Below are 13060 nucleotides of genomic sequence, written 5' to 3'. Positions count from 1 at the left end.
AAACGTAGGCTAGCTTTTGCACACGATGGCAAAACACGAAGGAGTGTTCCCGACATGACCCGACCGACCCGACGGATACGCCGCCTCGCCGCCGCGAGCGCGTTCACCACGATCACCGCGCTGGCGCTCACCGCGTGCGGCCCCAGCATCGACGGCGGCGGCGCCGACACGTCGTCGCGACTCCAGGCTCCGACCGGGGACGACCCCAAGGGCACGATCACCATCTGGGACCGCTCGGGCGACCTCTACGACGTGTTCGACGGCGTGATCGCCGACTTCAACAAGAAGTACCCCGACATCAAGGTCAACCACCAGGCAGTTGACATCGACGCGAAGCTGCAGAACACGCTCATCACCGGGTCCGACGTGCCGGACGGCGTCTTCCTCGACGATGCCATGGTCGGTGCGTACTCGAAGTACCTCTACGACCTGAGCGACGTGCTGAAGCCGTACGTCGACGACATCGCGCCGCAGAAGGTCGACGTCAACACGGTCGACGGCGGCATCTACGGGGTGCCGTACGACCTCAACCCCGGTCTGCTCTACTACAACGCGACCGCGCTGTCGGCCGCCGGCATCGATGCCGGGAAGATCGAGACCTACGACGACCTCCTCGCCGCCGCACGCCAGTACAAGCAGGCCGTGCCCGACTCCAAGCCGATCCACCTCGAGCAGGGCGCCTTCCTCGGCCAGCTGCAACTGGAGATGTTCGCCAGCCAGCTCGGCACGTCGATCGCCGACGAGAAGGGCCAGCTGCGACTCGACAGCCCCGAGTACAAGAAGATCCTGTCGATGCTCGACGGAATCCAGAAGGACGGCCTCGGTGACCGGTCGGAGTACCTCGGCCCGAGCGACATCGCCGATCTGACCGGCGGCAAGGAGGTCTTCTACCCCTGGGCCATCTGGTACAGCTTCGCCCCGCAGCAGCTGCTCGGCGCGAACAACACCGACTGGCGGGCCATGCCGCTGCCGGCGTTCGAGAAGGGCGGCCCGCGGAGTGGCGCCATGGGCGGCTCGTCGTTCGTGTTGCCGAAGGACGGCAAGAACGCCGACCTCGCGTGGTTGTTCTACAAGTTCCTGATGTACGACGAGAAGGGCTACAGCGCGGTCTGGGGCCCGAGCTCGGTCTACCCGGACGGACTCAACACGTCGATCCCGGCGTACACGCCGGCCGCCGACCCCGCGAAGCCGCTGTTCGGCAAGGTCGCCGCGCTCGGTGGCCAAGACCTGTGGTCCGTCGCGACGAAGGCCGGTCAGGAGATCCCGCGCGGCACACCCATCCCGCCGTGGTGGAACGGCTCGACCGAGTACCTCGGCAACGACCTGCAGAAGATGTACGACGGCGACCTCAGCCCCGATCAGGTGATCGAGAACGCCACGACCGACATCCAGAAGAACCTCGTCGACCGACAGTGACCGCCTCGTCATGACCACCGGCTCTCTCGTCCCTCCCCGTGCCTCCGGGGCGCGGCGTCGCTACCGCGGCCCGCGCCTCCGGCGGCTCGCGGCCCCGTATCTGTTCGTCCTGCCGTTCGTCGTCATCTTCGCGGCGTTCAGCGTCTACCCGTTGATTTTCACGGCCCGCCTCAGTTTCACGAACTGGCGCGGTGCCGGGGCGGCCGAGTGGGTCGGCTGGGGCAACTACACGTACCTGCTCACGAACCCCGGCTTCTGGGGGTCGCTCGCCAACTCGGGCGTGCTGTGGCTGCTGATCATCCCCGTCCAGATGGTGCTCGCCGTGATCGTGGCGGTGCTGTTGGACTCGGCCAAGATGCGCCTCCGCGGCATGTACCGCGTCTCGTTCATCGTCCCGTTCGTCACGCCGCTCGTGGCGGTCGGGCAGATCTGGGTCGTGCTGTTCGATCAGGAGCACGGCGCCGTCAACGCGGTGCTCGGGCTCGTCGGCATCCCCGACGTGGCCTGGCTGACGTCGAGCACGTGGGCGAAGCCGACCCTGGCGCTGCTCTTCCTCTGGAAGACGACCGGGTTCATCGTCATCATCCTGCTGTCGGGGCTGCAGTCGATCGACCACTCGGTGTACGAGGCCGCCGGGCTCGACGGCGCGAGCCGACCACGGCAGATCTGGAGCATCACGGTGCCCCTGCTGCGCCGCACCATCATGTTCGCCGTGGTGCTGCAGACCCTCGCGGTGTTCCAGATGTTCGCCGAGCCGTTCGTCGTGACGCAGGGCGGCCCGTACGGCTCGACCACCACGGCCGGCTACTACCTCTACAACCACATCACCCGGGCCGATCTCGGCACCGGGGCAGCCAACTCCCTGTTGCTCGTCGTCTTCGTCATGATCGTGTCGCTGGCGTTCGTCCGACTGCTGAGAGCGAAGGACTGACCATGGCCGACACCACGGCCCCGACGCGGCGACGTCCCGTGTCGACGGCGTCGAGAACGCAGGAGGCGGCGCCACCCGTCGCGCGCATCCGGCGTGGACGACCGCCCGTCGCCGCCCACGCGTTCCTGCTCGTGCTCATGGCGCTGTTCCTCGCGCCGGTCGTCTGGGCGCTCACCTCGGCGTTCAGACCGGCGAACGACATCATCACCGACCCGCTCGGCATCGACCCGACGTCGTTCACGCTGTCGAACTTCAGCGCCATGCTCGCCGACGTGCCGATCGGGCACGGGTTCCTGGTGACGGGCATCGTGCTCGTCGCGAAGGGAGCCATCACCCTCGTCTTCGCGCCGTTGGCGGCGTTCGCGTTCGCTAAGTACGACTTCGTCGGCAAGGGGCTCGTGTTCGGGGCGGTGCTCGTCACGCTCATGCTGCCGACGATCGTGCTGGTGCTGCCGCTGCTGCTCGAGATGAAGGCGCTCGGCTGGGTGAACACCTACCAGGCGCTCATCCTGCCGGGCTCGGTCGACGCGTTCGCGATCTTCTGGATGCGTCAGGTGATCGCCGCCGTCCCCGACGAGCTGCTCGACGCCGCGCGCGTCGACGGCGCGAGCGAGTTCGGAATCTTCTGGCGGATCGTCGTGCCGGTCATCCGGCCCGGTCTCGCCGGGCTCGCCGTCCTGACGATCATGAACATCTACAACGACTTCGTCTGGCCGGTCGTGATCGCGAGCTCCGACCGGATGGCCACGCTGCAGGTCGTCCTCTCGACGCTGGCTCAGAACATCTCGGGCAACCGCATCGGCGCCGACTACGCGACCGTGACCGGCGAACTGCTCGCCGCGAGCTCGCTCGCCCTCATCCCACTCCTGGTGCTGTTCATCGTGCTGCAGCGCCACTTCATCAACGGCATCCTCGCCGGAAGCGTGAAAGGCTGACCATGACCCTCTCCTCCACCGACACCTCCGCGTCCGACTCGACCCGCGCCTCCGGAACGCTCGTCGGCACGGCGACGACCGACGCGGCGCCCGACGCCGTGGACGGCGCGGTCGTGCCCCGACCCGAGTACCCCCGACCCGATCGCGACCGGTCGGCCCGCTGGCTGAACCTCAACGGCACATGGGACTTCGACGGCGACCAGGCCGCGTCGACCATCACCGTCCCGTTCGCCTGGGAGACTGTCGCGTCGGGCGTCGAGCGCACCTGGCTCGAGCGGGCGACGTACCGCCGCGCCGTGACCGTGCCCGAGGAGTGGGCCGGCTCGCGCGTCGTGCTCTCGTTCGGAGCGGTGCACCATCACGCCGTCGTCCGCCTCGACGACAGCGTCGTCGGCGAGCACGTGGGCGGCTACGAGTCGTTCGAGTTCGACGTGACCGACTACCTGCTGCCGGGCATCGCCTCGCAGCTCACGGTCGAGGTGCACGCCCCGGCCGACAAGCGCGCCATCCCGCACGGCAAGCAGCGGTCGATCCCGCGCGACGACTACGACGGTGTCGCGTTCACGCCCACCTCCGGCATCTGGCAGACCGTCTGGCTGGAGGCGCGCGGCCGCAGCTACGCCCGCGAGGTCGGCCTGCGTGGTGACAGCCTGACGGGCTTCGACGTGTCCGTCGTCGTCTCAGGAGACGAGCCCGCCGGCGCGTCCGTGCGCGCCCGCGTCGTCGAGTCGGGCGAGACGCTCGACCTCACGACGGACGCCGGAGGCGCGGCGTCGGGACGCCTGGACGTCACGACCCCGCGACTCTGGTCCCCGACCGACCCGCACCTGTACCGCGTCGAGATCACGGTCGGCGACGAGCAGCCGGACGTCGTCGTGGTGACCGGCGGTCTGCGCTCGATCGAGACCCGGGGCGAGGAGCTCCTCCTGAACGGCCGACGGCTGTACGTGAAGGGCGTGCTCGACCAGGGGTACTGGACCGACAGCGGTCTCACCGCGCCCGATGCCGAGTCGCTGCGCCGAGACATCGTGCTGGCGCGCGACCTCGGCTACAACCTCGTGCGGAAGCACCTCAAGTTCGAGGAGCCGCTCTGGCTGCACGAGGCCGATCGCACCGGCATGCTCGTCTGGGCAGAGCCGCCCTGCCCCAGCCGGTTCTCGGACGAGTCGGCCCGGGCCTTCGAGGCCCAGCTGCCGGCGATGGTCGAGCGGGACGGCAACCATCCGTCGATCGTCATCTGGGGTCTGTACAACGAGGAGTGGGGGCTCGACTGGGACATCCCCGGCAGTGCGTCCCGGGCCGCCGCGGCGGTGCACGCCTACGACGCGCTGCGGGCCCTCGACGACACCCGGCCGATCGTCGAGAACTCGGGATGGGCGCACGTCCGGAGCGACCTCGTCGACTGGCACTACTACGAGCCCGACCTCGCCGAGTGGCGCCGTGTGATGGCCGCTCTGGCCGACGGCAGCCGCGAGACGTTCCCCGTGCGGCTCGGGCCCGACTTCGTCGTCGACAAGTCGCTGTACGGGTCGGCCGACTTCCCCCGTCGCGGGGTGCCGCTGCTCAACAGCGAGTACGGCGAGGGGTTCACGAGTCTCGAGCGCGCCTGGCACCTGCGGTGGGAGACGCAGGAGATGCGTCGGCACGACCGGTTCGCCGGCTACGTGTACACCGAGTTCGCCGACGTCGAGCACGAGGCGGCGGGGCTGCTCACGACCGACCGTCGGCCGAAGGACGGCGGCGGCTGCGTGCCGAGCGACGTCAATGCCGAGACCGTGCTCGTGCTCGACCTCGTGCCGCTCGCGGCCGGGGCCGACATCGAGCCTCCCGCGGAGCCGTTCGCGCTCGCGGTGCAGGTCTCGACGCATGGCGCCGAGCCCCTCGTCGCGACTGTCTCGGCCGCGTGGCTGCCGGCCGGAGCGCCGCTCGATCCCGTGCGGCGGCCGGACGTGCTCTCCGAGCCGGTCGAGGCGCGGCCGTTCGAGTTGTCGGCCGCCGTCGAACTGATGGTGCCGGCCAGGAGCGGCCCCGGGCGGCTGCTGATCTGGGCCACGGACGCCGAGGGGAGCCTCGTCGCGCGGAGCTACCTCGACGCCGCCGAGGTCGAGCAGCCGAACCGGCGCGGCGCGCGGAGCTGACGGGGCGCTGCGGCGCTGCCGCGCTGCCGCGCTGCCGCGCCGCCGCGCTGCTGTCGTGTTGCGTTCGCGTCATCGTGTGGCTCCTGAACACCACACGACGCCGCGAACGCGACACGACACGGGTGGCTAGTACCCGATCGGTGGACGGGACCCCGGGCCGCCCGGCTCAGCGTGCGGCCAGGGCCTCGACCGGCGTGGTCGCCGTCGCCCGCCGCGCCGGGACGAGCGCGGCGGCTCCGGCGAGTAGGGCCGCCGTGATCGCGAGCCCGACGAGCACGCCGACGGGCAGGGACGGCGGGAGGAGCGCGCCCTGACCCGCCGACCCGAGCAGCGCCTGCGCGCCGGCCCAGCCGTAGCCGATTCCGAGCACGACGCCGACCGCGACGGCCGTGACCGACATCTGCGCGGCCTCGAGCAGGATCATCCGGCGCACCTGCGCGGCCGTCGCCCCGACGGCCCTCAGCAGCCCGAGCTCGCGCCGACGCTGCAGCACGCTGAGCGACATGTCGTTGACCATGCCGACGGCCGCGATCACGGCCGAGAAGCCGACCAGCGCCATCATGACGGCGAGCGTCGTCGTGAACATCGTGTCGAGCTCGGCCGCGTACGACGGATCGTCGACGATCGTGTCGATGAACGTCCGCAGTGTCTCGAGCGCGACGGCGAGCGTCGTGACGAGTGTCACGCCGATCACGATGCCGATCGTCGCGCGGGTGCTCCGCTCGGGCTGACGCACGGCGTTCTCGGCCGCGAGCCGGGCGACCTGACCCGTGCCGAACGAGCGGCCGACGGCGTGCAACACGGCCGGCATGATCACGTGCGCGCCGACCACGACGCCGGTGAACGATACGACGCCGCCGACGAACGCGACGAGCACGCCGCTCGCGTCCGCGAACCCGAGCACGACCCCGGCCGCGACCAGCACGCCGCCGCCGGCGATGAGGAGACCCGCGACGACGGCACGGCCGACCCGACGGGGACGCGACCCGACGGGCTCGTCCTGCGCCGCGGCCGTCGCCTGCAACGGTGTCACCTGCAGCACCTTGCGCGATCCGACCCAGGCGGCGGCGACCGTCGTCAGCACCACCGCGACGGCGGGCAGCACGGTCGTCGGTGACACGAACGAGTAGTCGGCGTCGGGCAGTCGGCTCTGACCGACCAGCACGCGCACGGCACCGATGACGAGTCCCGTGCCGAGCAGGGTGCCGAGCAGGGCTCCGGTGATTCCGACGACGAGACCCTCGCGCGCGACGGCCCGCCGCTGGGCGCGAGCCGACGAGCCGAGCAACCGCAGCAGCGCGATGGTCGGGGCACGCCCGGCGACGACGGTCGCGAACGTGTTCGCGGTGACGACGGCCCCGACGTAGAGGGCGAGGCCGACGAACACCGAGGCGACGAGTGACAGCAGGTTCGCGACGGTCGGGCTCGACGAGACGGCTCCGTCGCGCGCGACGAGCTGGGCGAAGACATGCGTCACCGTGAGCAGGCCGACGCCGAACGTGGTGGCCAGCGCGGAGACGACGATGCTCGGCCGGTGCTCCCGCAGGTGGTCGAGCGTGCTCATGCCGCCCGCTCCAGGTCGAGCATCACGGCGGAGACCTCGGCCGGGGTGCTCGGGCCGATCTCGTGCACGAGCGCGCCGTCGGCGAGGAAGACGACGCGGTCGGCGTAGCTCGCCGCCACGGGGTCGTGGGTCACCATGGCGATGCTCTGACCGTGGTCGCGGGTCGCCGAGCGCAGCACGTCCAGCACGCCGCGGCCCGTCGCCGAGTCCAGGTTGCCGGTGGGCTCGTCGGCGAAGACGAGATCCGGTCGGGTCGCGAGAGCCCGCGCGATCGCGACGCGCTGCTGCTGGCCGCCCGAGAGCTGGTGCGGACGATGCGTCAGGCGTGCGCCGAGGCCGAGCGTGCCGACGAGCCAGTCGATCCACGCGCGCTCGTCGGCGGTGGCCCGGCGCCCGTCGAGCCGGAACGGCAGCTCGATGTTGGCCGACACGTCGAGGGTCGGCACCAGGTTGAACGCCTGGAAGACGAACCCGATGCGCCGACGTCGCAGCAGCGTCAGCTGCGTGTCGTCGAGCCCGGTGATGTCGGTGTCGCCGAGCAGCACCCGGCCCGATGTCGCCTGGTCGAGCCCGGCCGTGATGTGCATGAGGGTGGACTTGCCCGAACCGCTCGGGCCCATCACGGCCGTGAAGCGACCGGCATGGAGGTCGAGCGACACGTCACGCAGCGCGTCGACCCGCCCGGCACCGAGACCGAACGACTTCGAGACGTGCTCGAGGCGGGCGACCGGCGCCGCGCCTCCTGAGGTGCCGACCTGCCGCGAGGCGGTCGAGGCGGTCGAGGAGGTCAGGGGAGTAGAGGTCCGGTCGCTCATGACGCGGGCGTCCCGTCGCTGCGCAGCGTGGTCGCGCCGTCGTCGCCCGGGACGGGCTCGAGTGTCGTCCAGCCGTACCACCGGCCGTCGACCTCGGCGGTGACGCGACCGTCGCCGCAGCTGACGAGTCCCGTGTGGGGCAGGGTCGTCGGCAGCACGTCGGGGGTCAGCGCAGGGCCGCCGAGGTCCCCGTCGACCGGGGTGCAGCGGGCCGGGTCGACGCCGGTCGTCGAGGTGAACGCGATCTCGTACCCGGGCTTCTCGGTGTCGAGGCGCACGTCGATGTCGGTCGCGTCGGACGGCACCCACGAGGGCAGGAACCAGGCGAGGTCGGTCGACGTCGCGTGCGTCGGCGCGACGTTCCAGCGGTCGTAGTGCCGCTGCTGCACCTGCTGGGCGCCGACGGCTGACTTGAAGGCTTCCACGCCGCTGGCGCAGCCGGTCAAGGCGATGGCTGCGAACGCCGTCGCGCCGACCACGGCGACGAGCGGCGCGACGCGGCCGCGGCGGGAGGACGAGGAGGTGCGGGTCGGCTTGTCAGGAGAGGGAGAGTGCGTCGTGTTCATGCCTTCAAGCCTCGCCGGGTGGGCCTTGCGGGCCCAGGACGGCTGCACCCGGACCCGTTCGGGGGATATCCCCCGGCGAGTGGGTGGGGTCTCGCGGTGCCTGCGCCGCGGGGCCGCCCTTCAGGGTCGTCCCGTGCGTCCGCGCGCTGCCGCACCGCGCCTCCTCGGCTCGGAGCGGCGTCGCGTCGTCTTCGCGTCATCGTGTGGCGCTCGAACGCGACACGATGCCGCGAACACGACACGACGGGAGCTGCCCGCGGCGGCTACGCCTCGGCGGGGACGCGGATGCGCAGCGCGCCCGGGTCGACCGTCGTGCGGAACCCGACCGCCCGGCCGAAGCCGTCGCCGTCGAGCTCGATCTCCTGAGGTTCCTGCAGGCGTGCCGTCAGACGCTTGGCCGTGACGTAGTTGAGCGCCTCGATCGAGCGTTCGCCGACGAGCTTGCCGAGCGGCGTGCGCCGGATCAGTCCGTTCTCGATCAGCACCTTGCCGATGATCTGCAGCCAGTGGCCGATGCCCTCGGGCCTGAGCAGCAGTACGTCGAACAGGCCGTCGTCGATCGCCGCATCGGGCAGCAGCAGGATGTTGCCCGTCAGCGTGCCGCAGTTGCCGACGATGACGGTGTTCGCGTGCAGCCGCTTCGTCGGCCCGTCGTCGAGCTGGTAGCGCAGGCGCAACGTGTTGTCGTCGCGCAGGGCGGTGATGATCGCCTTGACGTAGGCGAGCCAGCCGATCTTGGCCTTCAGGTCCTCATCGGTGGCCGCGAGCATCTTGGCGTCGATGCCGATGCCCGCCATCACGAGGAAGGCGTGCTTCGCGACGGTGCCGTCTTCGCGGCGGATCTCGATGCGGCCGAGATCGACCTTGCGCTCCGTGCCGGTGAAGGCCGTGTGGATCGAGTGCTCGACGTCGTCGAGGGTGAGATCCATGTTGCGGGCGAGCAGGTTGCCCGTGCCCGAGGGCAGCAGGGCCAGGAGTACGTCCCGATCGGCGAGGGCCTCGGCGACGATGCGCACCGTGCCGTCTCCGCCGGCCGCGATGACCAGGTCTACCTCCGCCTCCAACGCTCGCTCGGTCGCGCCGCGACCCGGGTCCTCCGCCGACGTCTCGAACCAGAGGGTCTCGTCCCATCCGGCGTCCGCCGCCTCGGCCGTGACGACCTTCCGCACGGCATCCAGATCGATCTTGATGGGGTTGTAGACGACGGCGGCGCGCATGAGGACTCTCTTCGAGCGAGGGGCGGGAGGCGGGACGGGAGTGCAGGAGGCTCGTCTCAGCTAACCCTGTCCCGTCGCCTCGTGAACAGGGGGTCGCGTCCGCGGGCGGGCTGATCGAACCTCTGTACCCCACCTGGACGCACCCCGGACGAGGGGCGTACCGTCCTACGGGCTGGAAGCGTTCAGCGCTTTCATGGCCGGTGTTGCACTGCATCCCTGCCCGTGAAGCTCATGCAGAACAACACCGGCACCGGGCGCGGTCATCTCACGGGTGGCCGCGCCCTCCTCGTTCGGCAGGCGCTCTTGACGTCGCCGCCGAACCCGTCGACGGTGTCGCCGCCGAGCGCGCCGCCGACCTCCGGGGCGCCTGTCAGGCCGCGACGGGCAGGGCCGCCCGCGCCGCCAGGAACCGCTCGGCCGTCCGCAGCGCGAGCGCCATGATCGTCAGCGCCGGGTTCGCGACCACCGCGCTCGGGAACACGCTGTTGTCGCAGATCCACAGGTTGGCCACGTCGAAGCTGCGCCCGTCGGGGTCGACCACGGCCGACGCGGGGTCGGTGCCCATGCGGCAGGTCCCGATCGTGTGCGCCGTCCGCGCGAGCACGCGGATGTCGCGCCCGCCGGCGGCCTCGACGATCGAGCGCATCGTCGCGATGGCGTGCTCGTCGAGGGCCTTCTCGTTCGGCCCCGGAGTGAAGGTGACGATCGCCTTCGGCACGCCGTTCTCGTCGACCTCGTCCTCGGACAGCACGAGTCGGTTCTGCTCGCTGGGCAGGCACTCGGCGTTGATGCCGACGCCGGCCATGTAGCGGTAGTCGTCGAGCGCGTCGACGAGCGCGCGCCCCCAGAGGCCGGCGCCGCGCGCGAGCGTCGTGGCGAGTGTCAACGGCATCGCGCCGAGACTCTGGATGAGATAGCCGCCCACGAAGTCGACACCCTCGGGGCGCATCGTGTCTTCCGTGATGATCGACGACGGGTAGCCGCGGTAGCCGCGCATCTCGTCGTCGAAGGTGCCCCAGACCTGGGTGGCGCCGTGCGCCATGAAGTTGCGGCCCACCTGGTCGCTGCTGTTGCCGACGCCGGTGTGCAGCAGGAGGCGCGGTGTCTCCACGCCCCCGGCGCAGAGGAACAGCGCAGCGCAGCGTTGACGGTACTCGACCCCTCCACGTCGGTAGACGACGGCGCGGACCTCGCCCGCCTCGTCGAGCTCGATGCCGGTCACGGTCGACTCGGCGCGGATCTCGGCGCCGTTCGCGACGGCGAGCGGCAGGTACGTCGTGTCCATGCTGACCTTGGCGCCGCTGCGGCAGCCCTGGTGGCAACCGCCGCAGCCGACGCAGGCCGGTCGCGTGCCGACCTCGTCCTGCTGCCAGTCGCGCGTGACGAGGGCGGCCGGAGCATCCGTCGCCCGGAGCCCGACGGCCTCGCAGCCACGGATCATCATGTCGGAGGACGCGTTGCGGGCGGGAGGCGGCAGCTCGTACGAACGCGTCGGGTCCCACGGGTAGTCGGCCGGGCCCGAGACGCCGACGAAGTGCTCCACGCGCTCGATGTATCCCGTGAGCTCGTCGTGGTCGACGGGCCAGTCCTCGCCCTGGCCGGTCAGGGTCTTGAGCTTCAGGTCGCGGGCATCCGGCCGGGGCGTGAACGCACCCCAGTGCAGGGTCGACCCGCCGACGCCCTTGCCGCTGTTGTTCTGGCCGAAGGCCGTCGGCGTCTCGCCGCCGCTGAGGCGCTCGTCCATCCAGTTGATCGTGACGGACTCGATCTCGTCCTGCGTGTAGTCCTCGGGCTCGAAGTTCGTCCCGGCCTCGAGGGCCACGACCGACAGGCCCGCCTTCGCCAGCTCGGCGATGATCGGGGCGCCACCGGCGCCCGTGCCGATCACGACGGCGTCGACGACCTCGTCGGTGTCGTAGGTGCGCTGCGCGTCGAGCTTCATCGGGTGACCTCCATGGCTGGTTCCCAGCCTTCTCGTTGTCCGGCTCCGAACCGGGTGAATCCCTGCAGGCCCCGTCCGGCCCGTCCGTTCGCGAACCCGTCGAAGCCGATCCGCTGCATCGTCGAGGGGTGCGCGAGCCACTGCTTGACCAGGTCGACGCGGCAGTCCTCGAACCAGGCCGTGAGCTGTGCGGGGGTCAGGCGCCGCGCCTCCTGGTCTGTCGACGCGGCGGCGCCCCCGCCGGTCGCGACGTCGGCAGCAGCGCCGGCCGCGCCGTCAGCAGCACCGCCGGCGTCGTCGACGGCAGCAGCACCGCCCGAGTACTCGCCGGCGACGATCGCGGTCAGGCGCTCGTCCCGCTGCGCGTCCGTCAGCGATCCGAAGTCGGCCAGCTGGTCGAGGCCGCGGGCGTACGCCTCGGCATCGGGGGGAAGGTCGGCGTTGCGCCACCCGTCGCCGACGCCCGCCGCGAGTTGGGCGTCGACCCGGGCGGCGAGATCGATCGCGTGCTCGGGGTCGTCCTGGGGTACGACCCGGTCGGCGATCACGCGCAGCGTGTCGAGTTGGGCGGCCGTCAGCGCGCGGGGTGTGTAGCGGGGGTCGTCCGCGACCGCCCGTCGAGCCATGATGCCGCGCGTGTTCGAGGCGGTCCGGCTCGAGGCGATGGTGCGCGAGAAGTCCGCGGCGATCTCGGGGGAGCGCCCGGCGTCGTCGTGCCAGAACCGCCGCAGGGCCGTGACCACCTCGGCCGGTCGCTCGAGCGGCAGCAGGTGACCGGCGCCGTCGAGCACGAGGTGGTGCGCCCGCGGGTAGACACGCCCGTTCAATTCTCGCTGGGCATCGGGGCCGAGGTCGCCGTCCGCACCCCCGGCGACGATGAGGGCGGGGAGGTCGAGCGTGCCGACCTCGGCGGACCAGTCCTCGCGACTACTGCGCTCGAGCCAGGCCGTCCACGCCTCCGCCGAGCTGCGCTGCACGTCGGCGACGGCCTGACCGTCGAGCGCCTCGGGCAGCGGAGCACCGACGTTGCCGTCGACGAAGTCCCGAGCCGCGGCGTGGTCCAGACGACCGGGTGCAGCCCAGTCGATCATGGTCTGTCGGCGCTCGTCGTCCATCGGCTCCGGGGAGGGCGGCGACGCCGCGAGCAGAACCACGCCGGCCAGGCCGAAGAGCCCGCCGCGCCCGGCCAGGGTGCGCGCCGCGACGATCGAGGCGATCTTGCCGCCCATGCTGTGGCCCACGAGCAGCCAGCGCGTGGCGCCGTGGTCGCGGATGCGCCGCGTCACACCGCGGACCGTGTCGTCGATCGTGACGCCGTCGGCGGTCGAGGCCTCCCCGAAGCCGGGCAGGTCGAGCGCGACGACGTCGAACTCGTCGGCCAGCTCGGTCGACACGAGAGCGAACTCGTCGCGGCTCATGCCCAGCGCGTGCAGGCAGAACAGGGTGGGGCGGATGGTGGCGGTGGGCACGGGTGCTCCTCGTAGACGGTCGGCCCGGGTCGTGTCGGCATCACGGCCGGGCAGCGTCAGGCTACGA

Annotated in this window: 10 protein-coding genes; 4 read left to right on the top strand and 6 right to left on the bottom strand. The window is 71.2% G+C overall.

What is annotated here, in order from left to right; translation table 11 throughout:
- The first annotated feature begins 54 nt into the window (after nt 1-54).
- Genes ACPEEZ_RS12860 through ACPEEZ_RS12845 form a run of 4 tightly spaced genes read left to right on the top strand, consistent with a single transcriptional unit; the run spans nt 55 to nt 5420 of the window.
- Complete coding sequence (locus tag ACPEEZ_RS12860; RefSeq protein WP_423919727.1) at nt 55-1416, top strand: ABC transporter substrate-binding protein; 1362 nt, start codon at nt 55-57, stop codon at nt 1414-1416.
- A 10-nt stretch (nt 1417-1426) separates the two neighbouring features.
- Nucleotides 1427-2347: a carbohydrate ABC transporter permease gene (locus ACPEEZ_RS12855; protein ID WP_423919724.1), complete on the top strand. Its 921-nt coding sequence runs from the start codon at nt 1427-1429 to the stop codon at nt 2345-2347.
- A 2-nt stretch (nt 2348-2349) separates the two neighbouring features.
- The gene (locus tag ACPEEZ_RS12850) at nt 2350-3282 is read left to right on the top strand and encodes a carbohydrate ABC transporter permease (RefSeq protein ID WP_423919722.1); all 933 of its coding nucleotides are present in this window, start codon (nt 2350-2352) and stop codon (nt 3280-3282) included.
- A gap of 2 nt (nt 3283-3284) precedes the next feature.
- On the top strand, nt 3285-5420 hold the full coding sequence (locus ACPEEZ_RS12845; protein WP_423919719.1) for a glycoside hydrolase family 2 protein: 2136 nt from the start codon (nt 3285-3287) through the stop codon (nt 5418-5420).
- Between the two features lie 166 nt (nt 5421-5586).
- Here ACPEEZ_RS12845 and ACPEEZ_RS12840 read toward each other — a convergent pair whose 3' ends face one another.
- The 6 genes from ACPEEZ_RS12840 to ACPEEZ_RS12815 all read right to left on the bottom strand — a co-directional run bounded on the left by ACPEEZ_RS12840 (nt 5587) and on the right by ACPEEZ_RS12815 (nt 12993).
- Nucleotides 5587-6984 carry an FtsX-like permease family protein gene (locus tag ACPEEZ_RS12840; RefSeq protein WP_423919716.1) on the bottom strand — a complete coding sequence of 466 codons (1398 nt, stop codon included), beginning with the start codon at nt 6982-6984 and terminating at the stop codon, nt 5587-5589.
- Complete coding sequence (locus tag ACPEEZ_RS12835) at nt 6981-7799, bottom strand: ABC transporter ATP-binding protein (RefSeq protein ID WP_423919713.1); 819 nt, start codon at nt 7797-7799, stop codon at nt 6981-6983. The genes ACPEEZ_RS12840 and ACPEEZ_RS12835 overlap by 4 nt, the downstream gene beginning before the upstream one ends.
- Nucleotides 7796-8365 carry a hypothetical protein gene (locus ACPEEZ_RS12830; RefSeq protein ID WP_423919710.1) on the bottom strand — a complete coding sequence of 190 codons (570 nt, stop codon included), beginning with the start codon at nt 8363-8365 and terminating at the stop codon, nt 7796-7798. The genes ACPEEZ_RS12835 and ACPEEZ_RS12830 overlap by 4 nt, the downstream gene beginning before the upstream one ends.
- A gap of 263 nt (nt 8366-8628) precedes the next feature.
- On the bottom strand, nt 8629-9582 hold the full coding sequence (locus tag ACPEEZ_RS12825; protein WP_423919708.1) for a diacylglycerol/lipid kinase family protein: 954 nt from the start codon (nt 9580-9582) through the stop codon (nt 8629-8631).
- Between the two features lie 370 nt (nt 9583-9952).
- On the bottom strand, nt 9953-11524 hold the full coding sequence (locus ACPEEZ_RS12820) for a GMC family oxidoreductase (RefSeq protein ID WP_423919705.1): 1572 nt from the start codon (nt 11522-11524) through the stop codon (nt 9953-9955).
- The gene (locus ACPEEZ_RS12815; RefSeq protein ID WP_423919703.1) at nt 11521-12993 is read right to left on the bottom strand and encodes an alpha/beta fold hydrolase; all 1473 of its coding nucleotides are present in this window, start codon (nt 12991-12993) and stop codon (nt 11521-11523) included. The genes ACPEEZ_RS12820 and ACPEEZ_RS12815 overlap by 4 nt, the downstream gene beginning before the upstream one ends.
- Between the last annotated feature and the right edge of the window lie 67 nt (nt 12994-13060).

The organism is Frigoribacterium sp. 2-23, assembly GCF_049601585.1.
Taxonomy (GTDB): Bacteria; Actinomycetota; Actinomycetes; order Actinomycetales; family Microbacteriaceae; genus Frigoribacterium.
Note: the sequence above shows the minus strand (reverse complement) of the source record. Positions and strands in the feature narration are given on the sequence as shown.